This window comes from Alteromonas sp. I10 (assembly GCF_003201515.1).
Classification (GTDB): Bacteria; Pseudomonadota; Gammaproteobacteria; order Enterobacterales; family Alteromonadaceae; genus Alteromonas; species Alteromonas macleodii.
Genome location: NZ_QJJN01000003.1, coordinates 224,469 through 251,036, shown reverse-complemented (window position 1 = coordinate 251,036; position 26,568 = coordinate 224,469). Strand labels below are relative to the sequence as shown.

The window sequence follows — 26,568 nt, the reverse complement described above, 5'->3', positions numbered from 1 at the left end:
ACAAAACGCACACAGATTCGTCTCAATAAATAACAGTGCTGTTATAAATTCTGAATTTATATTTTTTATAAAAAAATTGTAATCACTGTGAAAGAAAACCACGAACGCACTGGTCTTGTTTTTTATTGGCGAATTAGGAGCGAGATATGATCCTTATCATCTACAGTGGAAATATGTTTCAACAGAACATATCGCAATGCTTAAGTAAGCATAGCTTTCTTTACGACGCAGTTTCTAATTTTCAATCCGCAGAGTCTTTGCTTAAGGCGCAACATTATTCGCTTATTATTGTTGAGTCGCATAGAGATATTATCTGCCTTAATCGTATAAAAGGCCTTGTTGAGACGAACCCAGAAAGTTGGGTGATGGCGGTGGAAAGTGACGCGATGGCAGACGATGTGGCCGACGAAGAGGTAGATGAAGCAAACTACTATGAAGTAGGCGTAGATGATTATCTATCAGGGCCATTTGATGCACGCATGTTTACTGCCCGTATTCGCTCCCATATGCGTAGGAGTATGCCTAGCCAAGAACATGTAAGACCATCTCAAGGTAGTGAAGAGCGCATCGAAATAGGACCCCTTAAAGTCGACCAGCGATTTCATAGCGTAACCTTAAATGGCCAAGTGCTAACGCTAACGGCTAGGGAGTTTGCGCTACTGGATTATTTTTGTCGTCATCCAAACCAAGTTTTTTCTCGCAATCAATTGCTCAGTGAGGTGTGGGGCTATAACCACGAAGGCTACGAGCACACGGTGAGTACCCATATAAATCGGTTACGCACTAAGCTTGATAAAATCAACAGTATTGAAAATGGTGGACAGCTAGTAGAAACCGTCTGGGGTGTGGGTTACAAGCTGAACGTCAATGGATACATAGCGAAAGCGCTTATTGCATGAGTATTTTTTAGCTTACCCATGCCCTATCAGGCATGAGAGTTCAGAATTAACTTAAATTAGAAACAGCGTCGCAGTACCTAAGAAAGCAAAAATACCCACTACATCGGTTATCGTAGTTAAGATAACGCTGCCAGCTAGCGCAGGGTCTATCTTAAGACGCTTCATGATCATAGGTAAGGTTGCACCCGCTAAAGCAGCCGCAATCATGTTTACCATCATGGCAAAGGCAATAATTACGCCCAGCATGTAATCTTGTTTCCATAACGCGATGACAGAGGCAATAAGCACCGCCCAAATAGCACCGTTTAAAAAGCCGATGGATATCTCTTTACTGATAAGCCATCGTGAGTTACTGGCATTTACATGGCCTAGTGCCATACCGCGAATAACCAGGGTCAGCGTTTGGTTACCAGCCACGCCTCCCATACTCGGCACGATGGTATTTAAAATAGCTAACACAGCTAGTTGGCTGAGCGTTGCTTCAAATAAATCACTCACCATAGCAGCCATCAGCGCAGTGACCAAGTTAACGGCCAGCCACACGGAGCGGCGTTTAGTACTTTGCATAACCGGAGCAAAGGTATCTTCGTCGTCATCAAGACCCGCCATACTCATCATCGAGTGCTCGGCGTCTTCACGAATAATGTCAACCACGTCGTCAATGGTAATTCGCCCCACTAAGCGATGGTTTTCATCTACAACAGGTGCTGAAAGCCAATTGTATCGCTCGAACAGGCTTGCCACTTCATCGTCGGGCATATTCACAGGAATCGCTTCAGATTCCTCGTCCATAACGTCAGACACTCTATCGTCGGTATCTGCGGTGAGTAAACGGGTAACTGGAACAATACCAACAAGGTTGTCAGTTCGATTTACTACGTAAAACGTATCCGTATTCTCTGGCAGCTCGCCTTTTAAACGGATATAGCGCAAAACCACGTCAATGGTCACATCAGGGCGTAATGTGATGGTGTCGGTGTTCATGATGAAACCAGCGGTTTCTTCACCGTAAGACAGCGCTTGCTCTGCGCGCACGCGATCTTGTGCATCCATCGAATCTAGAATATCGGCCAGTACTGGCTCTGGAAGACTGCTTAGCGTCTCTGCTAAGTCATCGGTATCCATCTCTTCAAGTGCGTCAACCACATTAGCGGGAAGCATCTTTGTAATGATACCGTTTCGAACATCGTCAGAAAGTTCTTCTAAAATGTCGCCGTGAAAGTCACCATCAATGAGCTCCCATAATTCGTCACGGGTTCTGCTAGGGCTAGATTCAAGAATGTGGGCGACGTCTGAAGGTGGTAATTCAAGCAGAAGCTTACGTACAGATACGAATTGACCGTTGGTCAACGCAGCGTTGAGTGCGCGTAACTGAGTTTGTACGTATTTAGAAACAAGCGCTTCTGCCATAAGGCGTTATTCCTACAAGCTAAAAGATGAACAATGCAGGCCATAGAGCCTGAGTGGGCGTAGAATATCGCAATTATGATGAGTCTGTCATGATAATTGCGTAGGTTTTGCGCAGGATTTTAAGATAACTGCGCTAAGTGTTGATTTATTGGTCAATGGATTGGGCAAATAAGACTATTCGTCTTCGTTAAATCTTCCCTCAATAAGTTCTTCAATAGCTGCAAGTGCATCAACAGCATCACTGCCGTCCACAATTACATCTACCTGTTCACCTTGATGGCTTTCAAGCATCATTAATCCCAATACACTGCTTGCGTCTGCTTCCTTATCGCCTTTTTTTAAGATGATTTTAGCGTCGAATTGATTCGCCAGTTTAACCAGTTGGGTCGCCGCTCTTGCATGCAACCCTAACTTATTGACGATAGTTAGCGTTTTTTGAATAGTCATTACTGATTCAGCTCTCTATGGCGAATTTGTACATCAGGGTGTATTTCACTGAAGGTTTTCGACAGGGTCTGTGCGATATAAACCGAACGGTGTTGGCCACCAGTACAGCCAATTGCTACGGTTACGTAACTTCTGTTATTGCGCTCTAAATGAGGCAGCCATGTCGTTATTAAATTCTGAATTTGCCAAATGAACTTGGTCACTACAGGCTGCGACCCCAAAAATACTTCTACTGGTGCGTCTAATCCGGTCAGGTGTTTAAGGTCGGGCTCCCAGTGGGGGTTAGGTAAAAAGCGGGCATCAAAAACGTAATCCGCATCTTTAGGAATACCGTGCTTAAAGCCAAACGACTCAAACACAAGCACAAGGCGTGAGCTTTTCTTACCTAGGATACGCTCTCGAATTAACTCAGCCAGTTGGTGAATGGTAAGCTTATCTGTGTCTAAATATAAATCTGCGCGTTCAGCAATAGGAGCAAGTAGGGCAGACTCGGCTTTAATGGCTTCTGAAAGCGATTTATTAAGCTTGGCGAGAGGGTGAAGACGACGTGTTTCGCTAAAACGCTTAACCAGTACATCATCGCTCGCGTCAATGTAAACAATGGTCATCGACCACGAAGAAGGCAGGTAGTCTAGAATTTCTACCAAATCGTCAGGATTTTTAGGTAAGTTTCTCACATCGATACTTACCGCAACCTGATCGTACTCGTCAACAACTGTATGGGTTAAGGTGGGAAGTAAGTTTACCGGGATATTATCAACACAGTAATAACCTAAATCTTCCAATGCGCGAAGTGCGACAGACTTACCAGACCCCGAACGACCACTGATTATTATCAGCTTCACCTACTTTCTCCCTAATACTCTGGTTTTATCACATACGCGTTGTTGAATTAGGCGCCTACTAAACGGTTAATAGGCGCTTAATGTTTAACTTAATGCAGATAGAATATCGTCGCTTGTCGTTGCGCGACGTATTGCTTTAATCGTTTCTTTGTCGCTTAGTTTACCAGCCACGGTGGCCAGCGTTTGAAGGTGTCCTTCGGTCTGTTCCTCGGGAACGAGTAGCGCAAAAAAGATGTCTACGGGTTTCTCGTCAAGGGCGTCAAAGTCGATTGCTGGAGTGCTGGTTACAACAATGGCAATCACTTTCTCAAGGCCCGGTAGGCGTCCGTGGGGCAGGGCGATACCATTGCCAATGCCTGTACTACCCATACGCTCTCGAGCCATCAAACTGTTGAGTACCGTTGCCTGATCAATGTTCTCGTTTTGCTTGGCAGCGATATCAGCGATGATCTCAAGAATTCGCTTTTTACTATTACACTGAACCGCACACTCGGTGCGGTCCAGACTTACGATGGCTTGTATATCCATGCTTAATTAACTACTAATGTTTTTTCAGTTTTTCCTTATGCTTGATTACCTGCCGGTCGAGTTTATCAACCATGCTGTCAATCGCCGCATACATGTCGGTATTTTCTGAGGATGCGAATACTTCAGCGCCACTTAAATGAACGGTCGCTTCGGCTTTTTGATTTAATTTTTCAACGTTCAGGATGACATGCACATTAGAAATGTGATCAAAGTGACGTTCAAGTTTGCTGAACTTCGTATCGACATAATTACGCAAAGAGTCGGTGATTTCGACATGATGACCAGTAAGGTTGATTTGCATATTTCGTCTTCCTTATATTATTAAGCCCGATTAAATAAGGCTTTTGCGTTGGTTCGACGGCGGGATCGACAACGATTCCCGGTACTTTGCTATTGTTCGCCGGGCAACTTTAATGCCTTGTTCGGCCAACAATGAAGCAATCTTGCTATCACTTAGCGGCTTGCTAGGCTTTTCAGCGGCCACTAATTTCTTGATCAATGCACGAATCGCTGTAGATGAACATTCACCACCAGACTCTGTTGCAACGTGGCTTGAGAAGAAATACTTCAATTCGAAGATTCCACGTGGCGTATGCATGTACTTTTGCGTTGTCACTCGCGAAATAGTGGATTCGTGCATATCTACCATTTCTGCGACATCATTTAGCACCATTGGTTTCATCATTTCCGGGCCGTGCTCAAAAAAGCCCATTTGCTGCTGCACAATGCAGTTTGCAACCTTCATTAAGGTTTCGTTACGAGATTCAAGGCTCTTTATGAACCACTTAGCCTCTTGCATGTGTGAGCGGATGAATTGTGAATCGCTACTATTCTTGGCACGGCGACTCATTGCAGCGTATTGTTGATTTACGCTTAACTTAGGCAGACTGTCGGGGTTCAGCTCAACCACCCAACGGCCATTTTTCTTGGTTACTGAGACATCAGGAATAACGTACTCAGGCTCTTTAGTAACTAAAGCACTACCTGGGCGAGGATTCAAGGTTTGCAGTAAACGCATTGCCTCGCGTAGCTGATCTTCTTTCAATCGGCTTTTACGCATAAGCGTACGATAGTCTTTGCTGCTCAGTAAGTCAGAGTACTCTTCAATCAGTTGCTTTGCTTCAGCAAGCCACGGTGTGTCTTCTGAAAACTGGCGCAATTGCACCATCAAACATTCTTGTGGAGAGCGAGAGCCAGAACCAATAGGGTCGAACATCTGAATGCGCTTAAGCACACATTCTATTTCGTCCATTTCAATCGGCTCTTCCATATCATCATCGTTAACCGCTTCTAAAATATCGTCAAGGGTAACGGTTAAATAACCTGACTCGTCAATAGAGTCGATGATTGCTGTAGCGATTGCGCGATCGGTATCCGAGAAATGGGTAAGGCGCATTTGCCAAAGAAGGTGCTCTTGAATATCTTCAGTAGTCTCACCTTGGAAGATTTGCTCGTCGTCATTGGATGGACCTGGAGCTGGAGAAGATGAAGCAGAATAGTATTCGTCCCATGTGCTGTCGATTGGCAGCTCATCGGGAAGATCGTTTTTCTCAAGTGCATCGCCGGCTTCTAATGTGTCACTAGATGCAGAAGCAGTGGCCTCAGAGCCGCTGTCATCGTTGTCGATATTGTTCTTTTCTAGTTGCGGCTCGTCGTTACCTTCTTCAACTTCTAATAGCGGATTAGAATCGAGCGCTTCTTGGATCTCTTGTTGAAGATCAAGTGTAGAAAGCTGCAGCAGTTTAATGGCCTGCTGAAGCTGTGGTGTCATGGTAAGTTGTTGGCTAAATTTTAGCTGTAAAGATGGTTTCATCTACGTCTTATTTAAATGCTCTAAATTGAATATACCAGAGCGAAACTGAAAAATGACAATTCGGTTACATTAACTATAGCCTGAATTGTTCGCCTAGGTATACATCCCTTACTTTTTGATTACTTAAAACCTGTTCCGCCGTTCCTTGCGCAATAAGCTCGCCATGACTCACAATGTACGCCTTTTCACAAACATCCAATGTCTCTCGTACGTTATGGTCCGTGATAAGGATTCCAATCCCCCTATCGCGAAGATGTTGTATTATCTTCTTTATATCATTAACTGATATTGGATCAACACCAGCAAATGGTTCGTCTAACAAAATAAATTGCGGTTTTGCTGCCAGAGCGCGGGCAATCTCAACGCGACGGCGTTCGCCCCCTGACAAACTCATCCCCGTACTATTACGTATATGGTTAATATTAAATTCATCAAGTAGCGCATCTGCTTCTTCTTCTTGCTGTTGTGAATTTAAATCTTTACGGGTTTGCAAAATGGCCATGATATTTTCATGCACGGTGAGCTTTCTGAAAATAGAGGCTTCCTGCGGTAGGTAGCCAATTCCGCGGCGTGCACGCTCGTGCATGGGCTGATGAGTTAGCTCATTGTCGTCGATTTCAATCTTACCTTTATCCAGATTCACTAAACCAACAATCATGTAGAATGTGGTGGTCTTACCAGCGCCATTTGGGCCAAGAAGACCAACAATTTGACCCGTTGAGACAGACAGGCTTACATCTCGTACAACCTGTCTTGACTTGTAAGCCTTAGCAAGATTTTTAGCGCTCAAAGTTGCCATTGCTATTCATTGCCCTCGTTGTCTTTTTTGTCTTTCTTAGACGAAGTTTTGCGAATGGTCTCAGGTGTGAATACTGTGGTCACTCGACCCTCACCATCCTTACCTGCGCCGCCAGTCGCTAGCAATTGCTCGGTAATCATATCGAACGTGATGTTGTCACCCTGTACTTTACTGGTGTCTTGTTTCAACTCTGCGTTTCCGGCAAGAGAAATCGTTCGGTTCACCACTTCATAGCGTATTTCATTAGCTTTTGCTGAAACTGGCGTGCCGTCTTCCAATTGCTGGGAATAGCTTGCAGGCTTCCCTCTAGCAATAAATATTTCACGACCACCACCGTCAGTGGCAATTACTTCCACTTCGTCAGCTTCAATAACCAAAGAGCCTTGAGTTATGAGTACGTCGTCTTTGTACAACGCGGTTTTATTTTTACCGTCGATAAACTGGGTGTTCGAGCCTATTTTTATGGGCTGCGAAAAATCATCTTCACTGGCGTGTACCGCACCGCTAGCGATGGCAAGCAATAAACTAGTTGCTAGGGGAATAAGTGGTTTGTACATGATCTAAAAGCTCGTATTCTTGTGTGCGTAAATTCGCGTTAAACCCATTACTTAAAATGACATATTGGGTGCCCAGTATTTCAACGGGTTGGTCAGATGTCATTTGCTTGGTTTCTAAATTAATTTGAATGTACTCGGTCGATATACTTCTGACAAAGTCATCGCCAGTTTGGTTCTCAATATTAACTTGGTTTTCCAGCTGGATTAGCTCGTTATTGTATAGTGTACCTTCATCAGCGGTTACCACCCATGGTGATGACGCGTTTTCTGTATAAAGGGTGTATTTAGGTTGCTGAAACAATACAAAGCCAAGCTGGTCGTAATGCTCCATCGACTCTGCAAATACTTTGTGATTTAACTCACCGTCTTGATTGTACAGCGTAGTGGTTAGATTTTTTGCTTTGTAGGCGGGCTTTAGCGCATCGTTTTCACGATTCCCCTGCGTTTCAGGCTGCTCTTCCATCCACGTAGGGATGTACATCAGCATCGCCAGAATAAATAGCGCCGATATACTTAATCCTAAGCGATTAAAGCCAAACAGACTCATACACTAGCTCCAAAAATCTCATTTGCTATCCCTTTGGCCTGCAAAATGGTATCCGATATTTCTCGGACAGCGCCAAACCCACCGGGAAGGGTCGTAATCCAGTTTGCTTGTTTTGCTACGTAAGGATGGGCATCGGCAACCGCAATTTTAACCGCAACGTGCTTGTACATACCCGTATCTGGCATGTCATCACCTACCGCAGCCACTTCGTCAGTGTTTAACTCAAGGCGTTTCATCAGGTCACTAAGCGCGTCTGCTTTATTCTCTTCGCCTTGAATTATATGTGCAACATTCAGTGCCTTCATTCTATTTTCAACAATGGCAGAGCGACGTCCAGTAATAACCGCGACATTCACTCCATTGCTCACTAGCGCTTTTACACCATATCCATCACGGGTATGGAATGCTTTAAGTTCTTCACCGTCGTTACCTAAGTAAATTCGGCCATCTGAGAACACACCATCAACGTCGCATACCAGCAACTTTATCTTGGCTAGTTTTGCGAAAAGCGAGTCATTTATTTCCGTGTACAAGGTGGTTGTCATTTAAAGCACTCCTGCTTTTAGTAGCATATGCATGTTAAAAGCCCCAACAGGTTTGCGCTTATCGTCAGTAACCATTAACGCACTAATTTTATGGGTTTCCATCAAGTTCAGGGCTTCTACAGCCAGCTGACCTGCGGTGGTAGTCTTGCCGCCTTTAGTCATTACTTCTTCTACTGTCGCACTGTGTACGTCTACGCGGGCATCGAGGATTCGTCGTAGGTCGCCATCCGTAAAGACGCCTGTCAGCGTACCGTCTGCCGCTATCACGCCTGTCATACCCAATCCCTTTTTAGATATTTCCAGCAGTGCGTCAGCGACAGAAGCACTGGCATGGACAAGGGGGATATCACTGCCGCTTAGCATGATATCGCTAACTTTAAGCAGAAGTTTTCTGCCTAAACTACCGCCTGGGTGCGAAAGCGCAAAGTCATCTGAGGTGAAACCTTTTTGGTCGAGCAGTGCTACCGCAAGCGCATCACCCATAACCAGTGTGGCGGTTGTGCTTGACGTAGGAGCAAGACCTAGCGAACACGCTTCTTTTTCAACGCTGATATCAAGTACGACATCTGCGTGTTGCCCCAATGAACTGGAAGCACTGTTGGTCATGGCGACCACCTGTATGCCTAAGCGCTTAACTACGGGCAATAAGTTAACTAGCTCGTTAGTCTCGCCAGAATTAGAGATGGCGAGTAAGACATCGCCTTTGCTTAGCATGCCCAAGTCGCCATGGTTGGCTTCACCAGGGTGCATGAAAAATGCAGGAGTCCCTGTACTGGCAAGCGTAGCGGCAATTTTATTTCCGATATGCCCAGACTTTCCCATACCACTCACGACAACTTTACCCTTGCAGGCAAAGAGAATATTACAGGCAGCGATAAATTCATTGTTTAAGCGTTCTGCCAGATTAGCAATAGCCTGTGTTTCAATTTCAATAACGCGCTTCGCTGAGTCGATATAGTTCATCTGAGTTTGTGTATTCATGATTATCCGAATAGCCAGAATTGATAGCCGATAAAGCAAGCCAGAAGTATGAATCCATTTGTTCTTGATATTGTACGTTTGCCGATTAAATCGAAGCTGAACAAGAACAATAATAATGTTAAACCAAGCATTACGTACATATCTCGGTTATAGACGTCAGGGTCCAGGATACCAGGCGCGATTAAGCCGGGCATGCCAAGAACGGCAAGTAGGTTGAAGATATTTGACCCGATGATATTACCCAGTGCTAAATCGTCTTCACCTTTCAGTACACCCGCAACACTTGCTGCTAGTTCAGGTAGACTTGTACCAAACGCAATAATTGTTAGTCCGATAACTAAATCCGAAATGCCCATGTATCTGGCAATTTCTACTGCTGAGTTCACCAAAAAGTGAGCACTTAATGGCAGTATTACAAGGCCTACACCAATCCAAATGAGGGCTGACGTATTTGAAACGCCTTTGGGGATTTCATCTGCGGTTTCCGCAACCAGAGGGTCTTCTTTATCTACCTGTAGCGACAACCACGCCATCATTGCCAGTACGAAAATGAACAGGCCTAGTAGGATAATGCCTTCATAAGACTTAAGTTCACCGTCAAACATAAAGCCAATAGCAATCAATGAGATGATAAGGAGTGCTGGAAGCTCGCGCTTTAATGTTGTTGATGAAACAAGCAATGGTTTCACTAGCGCGGTTATACCTAAAACTAGCGCGATGTTCGTGATGTTAGAACCTAGCGCGTTACCCACGGCGGTGTTCATATTGCCATTTGCGGAGGCTATGGCGGAAACCACAATTTCAGGTGCCGAAGATCCCATAGCGACAATCGTTAGTCCGATCATCATTGGAGAAATGCCGATGTTTTTTGCTAAAGCTGAGGCGCCATATACAAACCGGTCAGCGCTCCAACTCAGTACAATCAGCCCAACAAGAAAAATGACAATGTTTAAAAGCACAACAACCTGTAATAGAAAGTATTTCGCTAGATTGTCGCAAAAAGAGTGCCATTTGCCTATGCTCGCAGCGTTTTATTTTCGCCAAATACTGTCAATTGACGTAAATTTCCGCTGAATACGCAAATTAGGTCGCACTTACACACACAAGACTTCATATTCAGTTTCAGTTAAGAAACAACAAAATAGGATGGTATTAGGATTGATTTGGGAGGCTTGTAGGATACTAGATGGGCACTTGGGCGTGAGATACCTAACATTCGTCTTAATCGAACATAACTTGTAACTTTTTGACTTTGGCGAGGGGCTTGAAAAAGCGTACAATGCCCTTAAATCACACCGCCCAGACAAGGTGTTCTATACCGTGTCTGGCGATAGAAATTCAAAAAAGTACACTGGAGAGTAAACTTTTTTGATTTTATGCGCTCATAAAGTAAACTGTGCAGTAAACCTTAAGAGGGGATCAAGTGAAGGCACAGAAATTGAATACTCACTTACTCTTATAATTTTAAAATTTTCTAAGTGGATTGAACGCGTTATTTTATAAGGTCTCAATCCAACGTCAGGGGTCGACATTTAAGTAACTATGGATCATTTAGTTGAAGTAGATAACCTTACCTTTAAGCGCGCTGATCGCATCATTTATGATGGGATATCGCTAAAGGTACCCAAAGGCAAAATTACTGCGGTAATGGGGCCAAGTGGTATAGGTAAAACCACGCTGCTGCGCCTTATTGGCGGGCAGTTAACGCCAGATGAAGGTGACGTTAGATTCGACGGCGATTCGATTGTTTCTATGTCGAGAAAAACGCTATATGAGACACGTCGTAGAATGAGCATGCTTTTTCAAAGTGGAGCGCTTTTTACCGATATGAGTGTGTTCGATAACGTGGCGTTTCCACTTCGCGAACATACAAAACTTTCTGAAGACGTCATTGCGACAATTGTCGCTTTAAAGCTACAGGCAGTAGGATTGCGTGGTGCAGCTCAATTAATGCCTAGTGAATTGTCTGGTGGTATGGCGCGCAGGGCTGCTTTGGCTAGGGCGATTGCACTAGATCCAGATTTGATCATGTACGACGAACCCTTTGCCGGACAAGATCCTATATCAATGGGTGTGCTGGTTAAGCTTATTCGTGAATTAAACGACGCACTTAATCTAACCAGTATTGTGGTGACTCATGATGTCACTGAAGTACTGACCATTGCCGATTATATTTATATCTTAGCTGACAAGCGGGTTATCGGTGAAGGAACGGCGCAGCAAATCAAAGAAAGTGACTCTGAATTAGTCCAACAGTTCTTGAAAGGAAAAGCAGATGGTCCGGTACCATTTCATTATCCTGCACCTGATTTGAAAGCAAGCTTCTTGGGGGCAGATAAATGAAGTTCTTCCAATCAATAGGCGCTAAAACGATAGGGAAGGTCACTGCGGTTGGTCGAGCAGCTCTTATGTTATTCGGTGCGTTAATCGCTGTTCCTCGGCTTAAAAATGTACCGCTGGTGATTAAGCAATTGTATGTAGTGGGCGTTCAGTCGCTACTCATTATTATGGTGTCGGGGTTATTCATCGGCATGGTAATGGCGCTACAAGGCTACACCATTTTGGTTGATTATGGCGCAGAAGGTAGCTTAGGCCCCATGGTCGCACTTTCATTGTTAAGAGAGCTTGGTCCGGTTGTGACCGCATTGCTTTTTGCTGGGCGAGCTGGCTCAGCCTTAACAGCTGAAATAGGCTTAATGAAAGCCACTGAGCAGCTGAGTAGTTTAGAGATGATGGCGGTAGACCCGCTACGACGTATTGTCGCACCGCGTTTTTGGGCGGGAATGTTAGCGATGCCTATGCTTGCCATTATTTTCAGTGCCATTGGTATTTTAGGCGGCCACTTAGTGGGTGTTGATTGGTTAGGCGTTGATGCAGGCAGCTACTGGTCAATTATGCAATCGACAGTAGATTGGAACCAGGATGTCATAAACGGCGTAATAAAAAGCCTCGTGTTTGCCTTGGTTGTGACGTGGATTGCCATATTTAAAGGTTACGATTCTATTCCAACATCGGAAGGGATCAGCAAAGCGACTACCGAAACGGTGGTCTATTCATCATTAGCAGTATTAGGGCTGGACTTCGTGCTAACCGCCCTTATGTTTGGTATCGAGTAGGGGAGCGGAATGAGTAAGTATAAAACGGAAGTAATGGTTGGTGTGTTTGTCATGCTTACAATCGGTGCGTTGTTGTTATTGGCACTGAAAGTAGCAAACCAAACGGTAGCCACCGAAGGCGATACCTACACGTTATATGCAAAATTCGACAATATTGGCGGCTTAAAGCCGAGATCGGCAGTAAAGGTTGGTGGGGTAACGGTTGGCCGTGTGTCATCGATTACGCTAGACCAAGAAGATTTTACGCCAGTGGTTGAGCTGTCAATTTTAAATGAATACAACGGCTTTCCAGAAACCAGCTCTGTGTCTATTTTGACCTCGGGTTTGCTAGGCGAACAGTATGTTGGCTTCCAACCTGGCTTCTCTTTCGACGGTGTCGCTAATTTACAGAATGGCGATTACCTTCAGGATACTAAGTCAGCTTTGGTTCTTGAAGATCTCATTGGTCAGTTCTTATTTAATCGCGGAAGCGACGAAGACTAATCGCAGTATTACGGCCAGACGTATATTACCAGGTCTTTAATTTATTCCAGCGGCGTGATGAAACTTATTAGATTGCCATCAGGTCTGCTAAATAGAGTTTTAAGTTAGGAGAGTAATTTTGAAAAAGTTTATGGTAGCACTTGGCATCTTCATGATGTCTGTAGCGGGCATAGCGAATGCACAAGAAGTTAATGAACAAAACCCGTATGAATTGGTTCAAGACGTAGCAAACCGCACGTTTGAGCGCATCAAAGCGAACCAAGCAGCGATCAAAGCTGATCCTGAAATGCTACGCACTATTATGGAAGAAGAATTAGTACCTCATATCGACTACAAATTCGCTGCTTTTATGGTATTAGGTAAACACTTTAAGTCAGTACCTCAAGAGAAGATGGGCGAGTACATCAGCGTATTTCGTCAATATTTGGTAACAACCTACGCTGTGGCAATGGGCTACTACGACAACCAAGAAGTCATCTTTGAGCCTGAATCATCTTTTGATGATAAAAAATCAGTAACAGTGCGTGCAGTGGTTCAAGATCCAAACCGCCCTGAAATCAAAATTGCTTTTAAAGTTCGTAAAGATAGTAAAACGAACGAGTGGAAAGCCTACGATATGGTTGCTGAAGGCATCAGCATGCTAAACAGCAAGCGTAGCGAATTTGAATCAATCCTTCGTCAAGACGGTATCGATGCAGTTATCGCACTAATGCGCGACAAAATTGGTAAGCCAGTTGAGCTTAAGCAAGGCGAGCCAATCGAAATCGAAGGAGAGGCTGAGTGAGCCTATTCGAGGTAAACGACAAAGGCAATGTAGTGGTTCACGGTCATCTTGACCGTGAAACGCTGTCGAAGAATTTCTGGGATAGTTTGAACGGAAATGAGCGTAGTACCTTGATTAACAATAAAAGATGTCTTGTTGATTTAAGTGATGTTGAGCGCGCAGACAGTGCAGGTTTGGCTTGGCTTATTAATGCCGTTAGGGATGCAAAGCAAAATGGTGTTAGCATGAGCCTATATAAAATGCCTGAGAAGCTACGTAAGCTTGCTAAAATAAGCGACGCAGATAGCTTTTTACCCGTAGAATAAACACCCGTTAGCGAATTAAGAAGTAAGTTATGGAATTGTCTGAAATTGAAAAAATCTTGAAAGATGCGTTAGACCTTCACGAAGTCCATGTAAAGGGCGAAGGTTCGCATTTTAATATTATTGCGGTAAGCGATGCTTTTAACGAAATGAGCCGTGTGAAGCGCCAGCAAGCGGTATATGCGCCTTTGGCTGATAAAATTGCAGACGGCAGCATGCATGCAATTACCATCAAGACGTTTTCAGTAAAAGACTGGGAGCGTGAGCGCCAGTTTAATATTCCTCAATAATAGGCGTAGCACGTGGATAAACTCGTAATTAAAAAGGGCCCTGCGCTCAACGGTACCGTGCGCATCTCTGGCGCTAAAAACGCGGCCTTGCCATTGTTGATGACAAGCTTGCTGACCGACTCTCCTTGTCGTTACACCAACGTTCCTCGTCTTCGTGACATCAATACTACGACGGCACTTTTGCGTGAATTAGGTGTTGAAGTCGCACTACCCGCACCTAACGATATCGTTATCGATGCGAGTACGCTACAAAGCGTTACAGCGTCCTATGAGTTAGTACGTACTATGCGTGCGTCTATCTTGGTACTTGGCCCACTGTTAGCTAAGCAAGGTAAAGCGAATGTCTCTTTGCCCGGTGGCTGTGCTATAGGTGCGCGCCCGGTAAATCTTCATTTAACTGGCCTTGAAAAGATGGGCGCGAAGATTGAAGTAGACGAAGGCTATATTCGAGCCGAAGTCGATGGGCGTCTGAAAGGTGCGCGTATTTTCATGGATATGGTAAGCGTGGGTGCCACTGAAAACCTACTGATGGCAGCGGCGCTGGCTGACGGAACAACCATTCTTGAAAACGCGGCACGCGAGCCCGAAATCGTTGATTTAGCAAACTGTCTTATTCAGATGGGCGCGAAAATTAGCGGTGCAGGGAGCGATAAAATAACCATTGAGGGCGTGGAAACCTTAAACGGTTGCGATTATGCAGTACTGCCTGACCGTATAGAAACCGGTACTTTCTTGGTAGCGGCTGCTGTGACAGGTGGGAAAATACGCTGTACTCATGCGGCGCCAGATACATTAGATGCAGTGCTAGATAAGCTAGAGCAAGCCGGAGCTAAAATCACCACTGGTGATGACTGGATAGAGCTAGACATGGAAGGGCGCAAACCACAGGCTGTGCGAGTTAAAACCGCACCACACCCAGCATTCCCTACGGATATGCAGGCGCAGTTTGTTACCTTAAACTGTGTTGCCGAAGGCACGGGCGTAATTACAGAAACCATTTTTGAAAACCGCTTCATGCACGTGCCAGAGTTACAACGTATGGGCGCAGAAATCGCGTTAGAAGCGAACTCAGCAGTGTCTAAAGGCAGCTCAAGCCTTAAAGGAGCTCCGGTAATGGCTACTGACCTGCGCGCGTCGGCAAGCTTGGTGATAGCTGGGCTCATCGCAGAAGGTGAGACTCACGTGAATCGCATTTATCACTTAGACCGTGGTTATGAAGCAATTGAAGAGAAGCTGGGTGGCTTGGGTGCCATCATTGAAAGAGTGAAAGAATAACTCAAGGTTTCGCACTTCTACGAAAAAGCGCCAGATAGAATATCTATCTGGCGCTTTTTTTGTGTCTATTATCTATGCGGGCTGGTATTAAATCTTCACGTTCTAAACTTGGGAAGCCGAACTAATCTGCCAGCTCCAACAATACTTATTGACCAGCGCGAAGCTCTGCAACCGTTGCCGTAAGAGTAATTGAACGCCCGTCGCGGCTGAGCTCAATTTCAAGTTCTGTACCGGGCTCGGTTTCGGCAATCATATCCAACGTTTTTGATGCGCTTTCTAAACGTACGCCGTCTATGGCTACTATGATGTCGCCAGGGCGGATACCCGCGATATCGGCAGGGCTGCCTTTAGCTACTGCTGAAACGTCTATGCCTGGTCGGTTGCGGTTTTCACCGCCAACAAAACCAAGCTGCCCGCGAACAACACGTCCATTGCTGATAATTTCATCCATGACTCGCTTAGCTAATTCGTAAGGCACGGCAAAGTTAATGCCGTCTACATTGCGAGCGCGATTATTTGAATCTAGCACCTGGAAGTTGGCGTTAGTGATACCCAGCAAAATACCATTGCTATCTACCAGCGCACCACCAGAATTACCTTGGTTCAAAACTGCGTCGGTTTGAATGAAATCAACATAATTAGATAGACCATTTCGTCCGGCTCTGCTTACTATGCCTTGAGTAATGGTTTGTCCCAAATCGAAAGGATTACCAATCGCCATCACCACATCACCCACATGGGTGTCAGGTTCTGACACCTGAGGAATAATGTGCAGGTTATCAGCGGTGACTTTTAACACGGCAAGGTCGGTCAGTGGGTCGGTGCCCACAATTTGCGCTTCCAAAATACGTCCATCTTGAACCGCTACGTAAATGCTATCTGCATCTGCAACTACGTGGTGACAGGTAAGCAAATAGCCATTTTCTGTCATGATAACGCCAGAACCCAAATTGGTGCGCCCACGAGATTGATTTCTGAATAGGCCTGAACCGTTCTCAATACTGACGCTGTAGATATTGACTACTGCAGGCGCAGAGCGACTTAGAGCAGTAAAATAGCTTTCGCGACTAGCGCTTACTGAGGGGGAGTTAAAGAACCCTTGAGCAAGGCCTTTGCCTTGACGTAGATCGGGTAGGAAAACTAACAGTAATGCAGCAACAGCTACGCCAAGAAATACAGATTTTAGTAAGAAGTTAAAAATTGAGCGGCCAGTCACAAATCACACTTTTTGTTATCTGTCGCACTTAATTAATACGTGCCGTTAACTCAGCACTACTTCACAATCTTAAAGCGCAACATTCTTAAATTATCATCTTACGGCAAAGGATATCACTTTATTTAATAAACTACCGTAATGAAACGCAAATTTTGTGCAACTCAATTTGCACTAGCATGTACTTCAAAACCTTTCATGCTGTTCATACAGCCTTATTTACGTGGACATAGGTGTAGCTCGAGAATGCGGCTTATCAGAGGAGTCCGAAAAGAAGCCCCGTTAGGAAGCTAGGAGCACACTGTTTTCAACGGTTATCATTTGAAAACAAAAACGGCGCTTATAAAGCGCCGTTTTTATGCTAACCCTCAGCTTGGACACCAACGCGTCTGAGCGGAGGATGTAATTGAAGAGCTAAATTGCTACTGTCTGATTACCAAATAAAGCGTAGAGTTTCCACGTTTTACATTGAGTGCGATAACGCCTTTGGCTTCGTCTAGTGCATTTCTAAACTCTGCAACCGTAGACGTACGTACGCGATTAACGCCAATTATCACATCATCAGATTGAAGACCAATTCGCGCCGCAGGCGCACCACGCTCAATATCAGAAACCACTACACCAGCATTACCTGCATCGTCAGTGCCGTTAGACAGGGTTGCACCTTCTAGGGCTGGGTGAATTTGAGCAGCCGTCACTGTCGTGTCTGTAGCGTCATCTAAGACAACATCTACATTCATTTTCTTACCTTTGCGCATAACGGTGAGCTCAACTTCAGCGCCCGCGCCCATACTCGCAATTTTTGCGCGCAGTTCTTGGAAGCTATGAAGTTTACGACCATTAATGGCAGTAATAATATCACCGGCTTGCAGACCACCTTTTTCAGCAGCCGAGTCTGGCTGCACTTCGCTCACGAACGCACCAATGTTCACTTCCGCATTCATGGCTTCGGCAAGGCCCGCGTCAATATCGCTACCTAAAATGCCTAGAAGGCCACGGCGAACTTCACCAAATTCTGCAATTTGATCAATTAGGCTTTTCATCATATTGGCAGGAATAGCAAACCCAATACCGACGTTGCCGCCGTTAGGACCAAAAATAGCGGTGTTGATACCAACCAGTTCACCGTGAAGGTTGACCAATGCGCCACCTGAGTTACCTCGGTTAATTGCCGCGTCAGTCTGAATGAAGTCTTCATAGCCACCAATGTTTAAACCTGAGCGACCCAGAGCGCTTACAATACCAGAGGTAACCGTTTGAGAAAGACCAAACGGATTACCAATAGCTACTACAAAGTCGCCTACGCGCAGCGCGTCAGAATCGGCAAGTGGTAACGCTTTTAAATCATCAGGTTCTATTTTAAGTAGCGCGATATCGCTTTGCTCGTCAGAGCCTAGCTTTTTCGCTTTAAACTCGCGACCGTCAGTTAACTTAACAGTGATTTCATCTGCATTATCAACAACGTGGTTATTGGTAACGACATAACCTTTATCGGCATCAATGATGACACCAGAACCAAGACCTCGGAAAGGGCGTTCTTGAACCTGCTCTTGCGGGGCGCCGAAGAAGTAGCGAAACATCTCGGGTACACGCTGCGTAGAGGTTTGTGTTCCTTCTACCGCAATGCTCACTACCGCTGGGGTAGCTTCTTCTAGCATAGGGGCTAAAGAGGGAACTTCATCTTTCTTATCAGAAAAGAACGGTAACGCCGCCTGTGTGCTAGCAGTAAAGCCCAATGAACTTACAACAACGGCAGACGCCAATAGACAATGGCGGAAAGACATTTTCATGTTCGCTTACACTCCTTCATGTTATATGCGACATAGCATGGTTTCACTAAAAGAGTCCGAGGTCGTGATAAAGTTCCCGATGTTACTGTTTTTCTGCGGTATTCTTATCAGATCCGCCGACGAACAGCCCAGAACCCGAGTTAGCGAAGTCTCTTGGCTGTGTGTCAGATACACGCTGAACTCTCGATTTGTCAGACCCTTTTAGGTTGTTACGTAAATACGTCGTTGCTTGTTCCCCATAAAAAGGAACTTTGCTGTCATCATCGCTGCCTTGCTCAAGCAGCAATTCATACTCTTCAATTTGTTGCTTTAAGGTTTCGCACTGGCTTTCAATGCTCTCTAAGCTTTGACGAGTTTGATGAATGTGGTGTTGCGCCTGCTGTGCGAGGATCTCTTTAACTTGCTTCTCAGTTTGTGCAGTATTGCCTGCGCCCTGCTTTTGTTGAAAAAAGCGACCTGCGAAAAAGCCAATAATTAACCCAACTACTAACAAAGCAAGAGATACTAACAATTCCATTATATTCTCCGAATCAATCTACATCTTGCAGCCGACCTTTACTTCTACGATCTAAAAGCTGCTTTCGACCATACGCTGAATATAGCAAGGTCGAACCCGAAAAGCGCATACATCGTGACATTTATTCGGTGTATGTCGAATTTCAATGTGAGATTCTACCGTGATTTCCATTAAAATTAAGGTCATAATTGAGAAATTCAAGCAGGTCGGTGCAGCAAGCGCCGCTATTGACTTTTGTACGGAGTGGTTTCGGCGATGACGCCATGGGAAAAATATCAGCTAGATCTTCAGTCGTCTGACTTTCATTACGACGCGGCGCAAGAAAATGCAGTAAAAGAACTTCAACGTTTGTTTGATGAACTTACCCAACCAGAAAAGAAAACGACGTGGCGGGTAAAGTTAAAAGCAGCGTTTGGGAAAGGCCATGCGAAGCCTGGTATCCAGGGCATTTACTTTTACGGTGGTGTAGGGCGAGGCAAAACCTATTTAGTAGATACATTCTACGACTGTTTGCCTTTCGAAAAGAAAATGCGCGTGCATTTTCACCGCTTTATGTACCGTGTGCACGATGAACTAAAGCAGCTTAAAAACGCACAAGACCCGCTAAAGCTGGTAGCGGCTAAGTTAGCAAAAGAAGCGCGGGTAATATGCTTTGACGAGTTTTTCGTGTCTGATATAACCGATGCTATGATCTTAGGCACGTTAATGGAAGAGCTGTTTGGTCACGGAATTGTGCTGGTGGCGACGTCGAACATAGTCCCTGACGATTTGTATAAAAACGGATTGCAGCGTGCGCGGTTCTTACCTGCTATCGATCTACTCAATCAGAATACCCGCGTAGTAAATGTTGATAGCGGTATTGATTATCGTCTTAGAACGTTAGAGCAAGCCGAAATTTATCACTACCCACTTGATGGCGAAGCCACCGAAAACTTGCATAGCTACTTTTCTCAATTAGCTCCGGAAGAAGGCTCTAAAGGCGAGGATATTGAGGTGAACAACCGAAAAATACCGACGCTTAGAAACGCTGACGGAGTATTGATGATAGATTTTAATGCCCTGTGTGGGGGGCCCCGTAGCCAGAGCGACTACATTGAGTTAAGCCGTTGCTATCACTCCGTGCTTTTAGCCAATGTTAAGGAAATGGGCCAGCATAATGACGATGTGGCGCGTCGTTTTATTGCGATGGTGGACGAATTTTACGAGCGAAATGTAAAGCTGATCATATCTGCAGAAGTCGCGCTGGAAAGCTTGTACTCCGAGGGGCTACTTAATTTTGAGTTCAGGCGCTGTCTTAGCCGCTTAAAGGAAATGCAGTCACACGACTACCTAGCAACCGAGCACTTACCGTAAGCATAAATATGGGGTCAGAGTACATTTTGACCTCATTGAAAATGTGAAAGCTACCAACCTATACCCTTTCTAGGGGCGTTCACATTGGTATTACACGAAAATTAAGGTAGAATTTCGCCCAAATTTTTTGTGTCGCTTAGCCTACCGTTATTTTGGGCAGTGTTTCGCTTGGCAATTTTTAGCACCGTCGCGTTCGGCCATTTATTGAAACGTCGAGTTCGGCAATGCTACCAAGTAAGGCAGAGCGATGCGCCTGATGAACGGTCAGGCAACAGGTAGCCCGATAAAACCCAACGCAGCATTTCAAATTGCGAGAAAGAGAATTTTAAGATGGGAAGAGCATTCGAAGTTCGTAAAAACGCCATGGCAAAAACTGCCGGCCAAAAAACTAAAGTTTATTCTAAATACGGTAAAGAAATTTACGTATGTGCGAAAAATGGTGGTGCCGATCCAGACACCAACCTTTCACTTCGCCGCCTAATGGAAAAGGCGAAGAAAGACCAAGTACCAAGCCACGTTATTGAAAAAGCGATTGATAAAGCCGCTGGTGGCGCTGGCGAAGATTTCCAGCCTATGCGTTATGAAGGTTTTGGCCCAGGTAACTGCATGGTCATTGTTGACTGCTTGTCTGACAATGCAAACCGCACCATCACTGAAGTACGTAACTGCTTTACTAAAACCAACGCGAAACTTGGTGCACAGGGTGCGGTATCGCATATGTTCGATCACCAAGCGGTATTCCAGTTTGAAGGTGACGACGAAGACGCTATCCTAGAAGTGCTAATGGAAGCCGACGTAGACGTAACTGATGTTGAAGTTGAAGACGGTAAAGTTACAGTATACGCGCCACACACTGAATTCTATCAAGTAAAAACAGCGCTAACTGAAGCCTACCCAGACATTAGCTTTATTGCAGAAGAAATGAGCTGGATGCCTCAGACCGAAACTGAGATAAGCGAAGAAGACATGCCGATGTTTGAAAAATTCATGGACATGCTTAACGACTGTGATGACGTGCAAGACGTTTACCACAACGCGATTACGCCTAACTAAGCTTTAGCTAATTTAGATTGATATAAAAACCCTCGCTAAGACGAGGGTTTTTTATTGTTGTATCTATAAAAAGAACTAGAACGTTAACGTACCTGCTTTATTCAACGTGTACAGGACAGATAAATACACGCTTCCCTACAGGTATACCGTTTCGTATTTGATTGGCGCTAGCAGCTTGAGAATACGGTTTTCTTGCTGATAGGTTAGCCCCACATCGCGCATCGCGCCTTGGACATACTCCACCAATATGTAAAATTCACGCTCCTTAATATTGAGACCCGTGTGAGACTCCAACATTGTTTTTCCATCATATTCGCAAGGCCCGCCAATAAGCTCGCATGTTTGCAATACAAGTTGATCTCTTAAATGTTTTTTGGGAACACCTTTGAAGTAATGACCAATTACGGGGTCAGTGTAAATTCGCGTAATCGCTACGCCGTATATGGTATTGAGCGTTTTATGGCCGCCAATTTCTTCATAAAGGCTTTGTTCAGGAGCGCTGGCGCATGCGGTTATCAATACGCTTAACGCAGCAATTACCATTAACCGGAAGCAGTGTCTGATCATTTCGTTCCCCTATCAAAAAGTGCTGTTTACCGTTAGATAAAATCCTGAAGAACTTTCTTGCAAAGGTAAATTGCCCAAATCCACATAGGCAGCGGTAATCGAAATAGATTTATTTGGGAAGTAGGCAATAAAGGCATCAACAACGGTGTCTTCTTCAGCTAAGCCTCCTAATCGATTGGTTTGCGTTCTAAACTCTGTGCCAATTGCTGTGGAAGGGCTAATTAATACCGCTAAAGAGCCCTCCCATTCGAGCTTAGCGCTATCGTTGTTTTCAGAACCAAATCCAAGTAAGCCAAACACATTCGCCTTTGTATATCGCGCGGTAAGATTGGTGAGTAAATTATAACCTGATGGAGTGCCTAACCACAGTTTCGTGGCTGAAAGGTAAACGTCGGTACCACTGTCGTCTGTCGCTCCTAGCAGCATTGGTACGCCTACGCCGGGCAAGGGGGTCGTACCGTCGGGTAGCGAAAGAGAGCTGTCGTAGTCTCTGTTTTTCTTGTATTGTGCGCCGATGGATATTTGGGGTATCCATGAGTTTTGAGTAAAGACGCCATCGCCAAGAACCTTAACTTTTGCACCGATTATATCTTGCTCAATGGTGGTGCTGTTGGCGTTTGTAATAGCACCTTCTGTGAGTAACGCGAAAACGTTGCTTGTTAACCCTGAAGCAATATCGAGGCGCTGTCGCTGCACGCTAAGCTCTATACGGTCAAACAAACTAATACTTGCCCCTGCTGTTGTAAGGGAATAATCGCTTAGGCTTAAGTACTGAATATTTGCCGAATAACTGACCTCTTCTTTACTCGCGTATCCGCCAATAAATGCCCAAGGCGTAATGCCGCCACCCGCAGTGCCCTCGAAACCTGTAATACCACCAGATGCAATTAAGCGAGATCCACTGTCTGCGAGTACGGGAGACGATGCGAGAAAAAGAGGGAGAAGCAACTGCTTAATCATAAGGTAAACCTAATGTTTTTAAATGGTTTTTTGTAATTCTATTAATCAGCATAGCGCCTATCCCATGAATTGTGAAATGCACGCTGCTGGCGATACTAGCTATTATCGAATTTTTATTATCAAAAAATATTTGAAACTGATTCGTTTTTTATAGGGCTTATCATTGAAAAGCCGAATCTATACCATACACGCCATATTCATTGAGTACTTTAATTTTCTGTTCGCAGCATTCATGCGTGAACAACAAATAGCAGACGTATTGAGGAGTTAGTTGTGTCTCATCCAATTATTGAAGATTTAAATAAGCGTTACACGGTTAAACAGTACGATGCGAGTAAACGCATTTCAGCTGATGATCTGGCGACAATTCTTGAGGCGTTGAGACTATCTGCGTCTTCAATCAACTCTCAGCCATGGAAATTTGTGGTTGTTGAAAGTGATGAAGCCAAGCAGCGTTTACACGATAGCTTTGCCAATAAGCATCAGTTCAATCAGCATCACGCTAAAGAAGCATCGCATACTATTCTGTTTGCTTATGATCCTAAATTTACGAAAGAGAAATTTGTAAAGCGTGTCGATGCAGAAGTATCGTCTGGTCATTTACCCGAAGATATGCGTGAAAACTTCATGGGCGCTTACGCATTTGCTGAAGCGAACACCGATGAGAACGGTAACAACGCGGCTTGGACCAAAGCGCAAGTTTATCTAGCGCTAGGCAATGTTCTTCACACGCTGGCGCGTTTAGGCATAGCGTCTACGCCGATGGAAGGTGTTGACGCCGAATTGCTTGGCGAACAGTTTAAAGATGAGCTAGACGGCCACGTTTGCGAAGTGGCACTTGCCATGGGCTACCCAGATACAGAGCAAGATTGGAACCATGGTTTACCGAAAGCACGCCTTGCAAAAGAAGATGTGATCGCGGTTGTGTAATACCTGACAACACAAGCTTACAATGATTATAACAAAGCCCGCTTAGTGCGGGCTTTGTTTTACTTTCTTACTTTTGTGTTCTGGCTTCCATTTCCTGTGTTCACTTATAACTTCTTTTACTTTGCGCACCGACAGACGCGGAAAAACGCGCACTAATGTAAGAAGTATTGCTCTGCGAGTTGTTGATGAATGTCGGCAAAATCAATTTGAAGCTCGTCGATATAGTTGTGCAGCGCTCGTCCTCGAAGTGTCGCAACAGGCTGCTTTTCTAAATCACTAATACTGTGGTCAATTCGCTCTATCATCGCTTCATTGTCGGGCAAGTTGAGGAACAAACTCTTTAGTTTGTTCAAGCAGAACAACACACTTCGCGGAAACTCCTTGCTATGTAGCATAAATAACAACACATCGCCCGGACGTATGCGAACGCCCATTTTCTGGCGATACATTTGGTAGCCGCTCAGGCTTCTAAGTACGCTCATCCATAAGATGTTTTCGAATGGCAGGTCACTCATGTCTTCGGTAAGGGTCGATGAGCGAACGTCAATTATCCTTGATGTCATATCAGCCCGTTCCAATGCCGCACCAAAGCGCCAGAAGAAATAGCCTTCGTCGTGGCTCATGCTGGCATCCATGGTTCCAAACATTAGTAAACACTGATTGATTACCTGTTTTAAACTTGCAAAGCGCCCGCGTTTACTTAGAAAGCTTGTACTGTTCTCTTTTACCGATAAGTGAAGTGCGTTCAGCGTTTCCCACACTTCTCTTGGAATAACGTCTCTGATTGTGCGCGCATTATCTCTTGCGTATTGAAGGGAATTTAATATGGAAGACGGATTGCGTGTGTCTACCGTAAGAAACTTAACGACATTCTTCTCGCTGTATTCATTATAAATGGCCTCAAATGGCTCGCGATTTCCCGTTATGTCTAGCAATGGCTCCCAGCCTGGCGAAAACCCTTTGGGTAAGTCCATCAGCAGGAGGTTGTTAACATTGATCAAGCGGGCGAGATTTTCAGCCCTTTCAACGTAGCGCGCCGTCCAATAAAGCGTTTCAGCAACTCGTGATAACATGTCAGTCCCTCCTAATCCACAATCCAAGTATCTTTACTACCACCGCCTTGTGATGAATTGACCACGAGGGAACCTTTAACAAGGGCAACCCTAGTGAGGCCTCCCGTTGTGACATAGGTGTGAGTACCTGATGAAAGGATGAAAGGGCGAAGATCCACATGTCGCCCTTCAATTGTAGAACCGTCAATAGTGGGGACGGTAGACAAATTCAAGGTAGGCTGTGCTATCCAGTTTCTGGGGTCAGCCTTTATTTGAGCAAGGGTTTCTTGCTGCTGCTTTTTGGTTGATTTCGGTCCAATCAGCAAGCCGTAGCCTCCCGATTCATTGGCAGGCTTTATTACAAGTTTGTCGATATTGGCTTCAACATATTTGAAGTCTTCGGGCTCATAACAACGGTAGGTCTCTACGTTAGGCAGCTTAATCTCTTCATCCAAATAATAGCGAATCATGTCAGGCACATAGGTGTACACCACTTTATCGTCTGCCACGCCAGCCCCCGGCGCGTTGATCAGCGTTACCTTGCCTTTACTCCACGCTCGCATTAGCCCGGGAACGCCCAGCATCGAATCAGGGTTAAACGCTTCTGGGTCTAAAAACATATCGTCAATACGGCGGTAGATAACGTCCACTCTGCGTAGGCCTTTAATCGTCTTCATATATACGCAGTCGTCTTTTTCTACGGTTAGATCTCGACCTTCTACTAGCTCACACCCCATTTCCTGAGCAAGATAGCAGTGTTCAAAGTAGGCAGAGTTGTAGATACCGGGTGTAAGTACCACAACTTCAGGTTTATCCTGAGGACGCGGTGATAGACTCGACAACATGTCGAACAGCTGTGAGGGATAGTCGTTTACGGGAAGAATATCCATTTTCTCGAACATGTCTGGAAAGACACGCTTCAGCACTGAGCGGTTTTCTAACATGTAAGACACGCCAGAAGGTACGCGCAGGTTGTCTTCCAGTACGTAAATGGTGCCGTCGCTATCTCGCACTAAATCAGAGCCGCAGATATGTGCCCAGATACCGTTTGGGGGAGAAACACCTACGCACTGCTTTCTAAAGTTCACGGACTTATCGAGAAGCGCTTTAGGAAAAACGCCATCTTTAATAATCTTCTGATCGTGATACAGATCGTCGATGAACATATTAAGGGCTTTTACGCGCTGTTTAAGTCCTTCTTCTACGCGTTGCCATTCTTTATTTGGGATAATACGAGGAATGATATCAATGGGCCACGCTCGGTCTATTGAGCTTCCTTCACCATAAACTGTGAAGGTAATACCCATTTCTTTTACCACCAACTCGGCGGCGTCTTGCGCGTTTTTGAGTTCTTCTTCACTTAATTGCGACAAATAATCCATTAACGGCGCACCGTGAGGGCGTGGTTTTCCATTTTTATCTATCAGTTCATCGTAAAACTCGGAAAAATTGCAGTGTTCCAGACTCACAGCTTTCGATAACGTCTGACTTTGTTTTTGACTACTCAAACTA

At 45.0% G+C, this 26,568-nt stretch carries 30 protein-coding genes; 11 read left to right on the top strand and 19 right to left on the bottom strand.

The window, feature by feature from the left end:
• Positions 1 to 146: 146 nt before the first annotated feature.
• A complete protein-coding gene (locus BZA03_RS07970) occupies positions 147 to 899 on the top strand; it encodes a response regulator transcription factor (RefSeq protein WP_110288462.1) in 753 nt (250 codons plus the stop codon).
• A 51-nt stretch (positions 900 to 950) separates the two neighbouring features.
• On the opposite strand, the gene mgtE is transcribed toward BZA03_RS07970, so the two are convergent.
• From mgtE to BZA03_RS07910, 12 genes are all read right to left on the bottom strand, one after another.
• Entirely contained in the window at positions 951 to 2,309 is a 1,359-nt protein-coding gene (mgtE, locus tag BZA03_RS07965) for a magnesium transporter (protein ID WP_039219653.1), read from the bottom strand.
• Between the two features lie 174 nt (positions 2,310 to 2,483).
• Positions 2,484 to 2,756, bottom strand: coding sequence for an HPr family phosphocarrier protein (locus BZA03_RS07960; protein ID WP_014948339.1), 273 nt, complete (start codon positions 2,754 to 2,756; stop codon positions 2,484 to 2,486).
• The gene (rapZ, locus tag BZA03_RS07955; RefSeq protein WP_014948340.1) at positions 2,756 to 3,601 is read right to left on the bottom strand and encodes an RNase adapter RapZ; all 846 of its coding nucleotides are present in this window, start codon (positions 3,599 to 3,601) and stop codon (positions 2,756 to 2,758) included. Before rapZ ends, BZA03_RS07960 begins: the two co-directional genes overlap by 1 nt.
• An 84-nt stretch (positions 3,602 to 3,685) precedes the next feature.
• A complete protein-coding gene (gene ptsN, locus BZA03_RS07950) occupies positions 3,686 to 4,129 on the bottom strand; it encodes a PTS IIA-like nitrogen regulatory protein PtsN (protein ID WP_014975727.1) in 444 nt (147 codons plus the stop codon).
• A 13-nt stretch (positions 4,130 to 4,142) separates the two neighbouring features.
• A complete protein-coding gene (hpf, locus tag BZA03_RS07945; RefSeq protein WP_012517338.1) occupies positions 4,143 to 4,430 on the bottom strand; it encodes a ribosome hibernation promoting factor in 288 nt (95 codons plus the stop codon).
• A gap of 30 nt (positions 4,431 to 4,460) precedes the next feature.
• Positions 4,461 to 5,942 carry an RNA polymerase factor sigma-54 gene (locus BZA03_RS07940; RefSeq protein ID WP_014948342.1) on the bottom strand — a complete coding sequence of 494 codons (1,482 nt, stop codon included), beginning with the start codon at positions 5,940 to 5,942 and terminating at the stop codon, positions 4,461 to 4,463.
• A 73-nt stretch (positions 5,943 to 6,015) separates the two neighbouring features.
• Positions 6,016 to 6,741 (bottom strand): LPS export ABC transporter ATP-binding protein, encoded by a 726-nt coding sequence (lptB, locus tag BZA03_RS07935; protein WP_014948343.1) that lies wholly within the window; start codon positions 6,739 to 6,741, stop codon positions 6,016 to 6,018.
• Between the two features lie 2 nt (positions 6,742 to 6,743).
• Positions 6,744 to 7,298, bottom strand: a complete 555-nt coding sequence (lptA, locus tag BZA03_RS07930; protein ID WP_014948344.1) for a lipopolysaccharide transport periplasmic protein LptA — start codon at positions 7,296 to 7,298, stop codon at positions 6,744 to 6,746.
• The gene (gene lptC / locus BZA03_RS07925; RefSeq protein ID WP_014948345.1) at positions 7,267 to 7,845 is read right to left on the bottom strand and encodes an LPS export ABC transporter periplasmic protein LptC; all 579 of its coding nucleotides are present in this window, start codon (positions 7,843 to 7,845) and stop codon (positions 7,267 to 7,269) included. Before lptC ends, lptA begins: the two co-directional genes overlap by 32 nt.
• A complete protein-coding gene (gene kdsC / locus BZA03_RS07920) occupies positions 7,842 to 8,390 on the bottom strand; it encodes a 3-deoxy-manno-octulosonate-8-phosphatase KdsC (protein WP_110288461.1) in 549 nt (182 codons plus the stop codon). The genes lptC and kdsC overlap by 4 nt, the downstream gene beginning before the upstream one ends.
• Complete coding sequence (locus tag BZA03_RS07915) at positions 8,391 to 9,371, bottom strand: KpsF/GutQ family sugar-phosphate isomerase (RefSeq protein ID WP_014948347.1); 981 nt, start codon at positions 9,369 to 9,371, stop codon at positions 8,391 to 8,393.
• 2 nt (positions 9,372 to 9,373) lie between these two features.
• On the bottom strand, positions 9,374 to 10,330 hold the full coding sequence (locus BZA03_RS07910; protein WP_014948348.1) for a calcium/sodium antiporter: 957 nt from the start codon (positions 10,328 to 10,330) through the stop codon (positions 9,374 to 9,376).
• Positions 10,331 to 10,913: 583 nt separating this feature from the next.
• On the opposite strand from BZA03_RS07910, the gene mlaF reads away from it, so the two are divergent.
• From mlaF to murA, 7 genes are all read left to right on the top strand, one after another.
• On the top strand, positions 10,914 to 11,714 hold the full coding sequence (gene mlaF, locus BZA03_RS07905) for a phospholipid ABC transporter ATP-binding protein MlaF (protein ID WP_014948349.1): 801 nt from the start codon (positions 10,914 to 10,916) through the stop codon (positions 11,712 to 11,714).
• Positions 11,711 to 12,487, top strand: coding sequence for a lipid asymmetry maintenance ABC transporter permease subunit MlaE (gene mlaE / locus BZA03_RS07900; protein ID WP_014948350.1), 777 nt, complete (start codon positions 11,711 to 11,713; stop codon positions 12,485 to 12,487). The genes mlaF and mlaE overlap by 4 nt, the downstream gene beginning before the upstream one ends.
• A 9-nt stretch (positions 12,488 to 12,496) precedes the next feature.
• The gene (mlaD, locus tag BZA03_RS07895; RefSeq protein WP_014948351.1) at positions 12,497 to 12,970 is read left to right on the top strand and encodes an outer membrane lipid asymmetry maintenance protein MlaD; all 474 of its coding nucleotides are present in this window, start codon (positions 12,497 to 12,499) and stop codon (positions 12,968 to 12,970) included.
• Positions 12,971 to 13,088: 118 nt separating this feature from the next.
• Entirely contained in the window at positions 13,089 to 13,754 is a 666-nt protein-coding gene (locus BZA03_RS07890; protein WP_014948352.1) for a phospholipid-binding protein MlaC, read from the top strand.
• A complete protein-coding gene (locus BZA03_RS07885) occupies positions 13,751 to 14,059 on the top strand; it encodes a lipid asymmetry maintenance protein MlaB (RefSeq protein ID WP_014978399.1) in 309 nt (102 codons plus the stop codon). The genes BZA03_RS07890 and BZA03_RS07885 overlap by 4 nt, the downstream gene beginning before the upstream one ends.
• Positions 14,060 to 14,088: 29 nt before the next feature.
• On the top strand, positions 14,089 to 14,346 hold the full coding sequence (locus tag BZA03_RS07880) for a BolA family protein (protein ID WP_012517351.1): 258 nt from the start codon (positions 14,089 to 14,091) through the stop codon (positions 14,344 to 14,346).
• Positions 14,347 to 14,358: 12 nt separating this feature from the next.
• Positions 14,359 to 15,621 (top strand): UDP-N-acetylglucosamine 1-carboxyvinyltransferase, encoded by a 1,263-nt coding sequence (gene murA / locus BZA03_RS07875; RefSeq protein ID WP_014948355.1) that lies wholly within the window; start codon positions 14,359 to 14,361, stop codon positions 15,619 to 15,621.
• Between the two features lie 145 nt (positions 15,622 to 15,766).
• Here the strand turns inward: murA and BZA03_RS07870 are convergent, their stop codons facing one another.
• The 3 genes from BZA03_RS07870 to BZA03_RS07860 form a co-directional block, all read right to left on the bottom strand.
• Positions 15,767 to 16,837 carry a trypsin-like peptidase domain-containing protein gene (locus tag BZA03_RS07870; RefSeq protein ID WP_014948356.1) on the bottom strand — a complete coding sequence of 357 codons (1,071 nt, stop codon included), beginning with the start codon at positions 16,835 to 16,837 and terminating at the stop codon, positions 15,767 to 15,769.
• A 419-nt stretch (positions 16,838 to 17,256) separates the two neighbouring features.
• Entirely contained in the window at positions 17,257 to 18,618 is a 1,362-nt protein-coding gene (locus tag BZA03_RS07865) for a DegQ family serine endoprotease (RefSeq protein ID WP_014948357.1), read from the bottom strand.
• A gap of 88 nt (positions 18,619 to 18,706) precedes the next feature.
• Complete coding sequence (locus BZA03_RS07860) at positions 18,707 to 19,141, bottom strand: ZapG family protein (RefSeq protein WP_014948358.1); 435 nt, start codon at positions 19,139 to 19,141, stop codon at positions 18,707 to 18,709.
• A gap of 255 nt (positions 19,142 to 19,396) precedes the next feature.
• Here BZA03_RS07860 and zapE point away from each other — a divergent pair, with 255 nt between their 5' ends.
• The gene (zapE, locus tag BZA03_RS07855; protein ID WP_110288460.1) at positions 19,397 to 20,494 is read left to right on the top strand and encodes a cell division protein ZapE; all 1,098 of its coding nucleotides are present in this window, start codon (positions 19,397 to 19,399) and stop codon (positions 20,492 to 20,494) included.
• Positions 20,495 to 20,824: 330 nt separating this feature from the next.
• The gene (locus BZA03_RS07850) at positions 20,825 to 21,547 is read left to right on the top strand and encodes a YebC/PmpR family DNA-binding transcriptional regulator (RefSeq protein ID WP_014948360.1); all 723 of its coding nucleotides are present in this window, start codon (positions 20,825 to 20,827) and stop codon (positions 21,545 to 21,547) included.
• Positions 21,548 to 21,682: 135 nt separating this feature from the next.
• Here the strand turns inward: BZA03_RS07850 and BZA03_RS07845 are convergent, their stop codons facing one another.
• Entirely contained in the window at positions 21,683 to 22,114 is a 432-nt protein-coding gene (locus BZA03_RS07845) for a group 1 truncated hemoglobin (RefSeq protein WP_014948363.1), read from the bottom strand.
• 12 nt (positions 22,115 to 22,126) lie between these two features.
• Positions 22,127 to 23,074: a DUF3034 family protein gene (locus BZA03_RS07840; protein WP_110288459.1), complete on the bottom strand. Its 948-nt coding sequence runs from the start codon at positions 23,072 to 23,074 to the stop codon at positions 22,127 to 22,129.
• A gap of 273 nt (positions 23,075 to 23,347) precedes the next feature.
• Here BZA03_RS07840 and BZA03_RS07835 point away from each other — a divergent pair, with 273 nt between their 5' ends.
• The gene (locus tag BZA03_RS07835; RefSeq protein WP_069943783.1) at positions 23,348 to 24,004 is read left to right on the top strand and encodes an NAD(P)H-dependent oxidoreductase; all 657 of its coding nucleotides are present in this window, start codon (positions 23,348 to 23,350) and stop codon (positions 24,002 to 24,004) included.
• A 152-nt stretch (positions 24,005 to 24,156) separates the two neighbouring features.
• Here the strand turns inward: BZA03_RS07835 and BZA03_RS07830 are convergent, their stop codons facing one another.
• Both BZA03_RS07830 and BZA03_RS07825 read right to left on the bottom strand, forming a co-directional pair.
• The gene (locus BZA03_RS07830) at positions 24,157 to 25,077 is read right to left on the bottom strand and encodes an alpha-E domain-containing protein (RefSeq protein WP_014948366.1); all 921 of its coding nucleotides are present in this window, start codon (positions 25,075 to 25,077) and stop codon (positions 24,157 to 24,159) included.
• 11 nt (positions 25,078 to 25,088) lie between these two features.
• A complete protein-coding gene (locus tag BZA03_RS07825; protein WP_014948367.1) occupies positions 25,089 to 26,564 on the bottom strand; it encodes a circularly permuted type 2 ATP-grasp protein in 1,476 nt (491 codons plus the stop codon).
• Between the last annotated feature and the right edge of the window lie 4 nt (positions 26,565 to 26,568).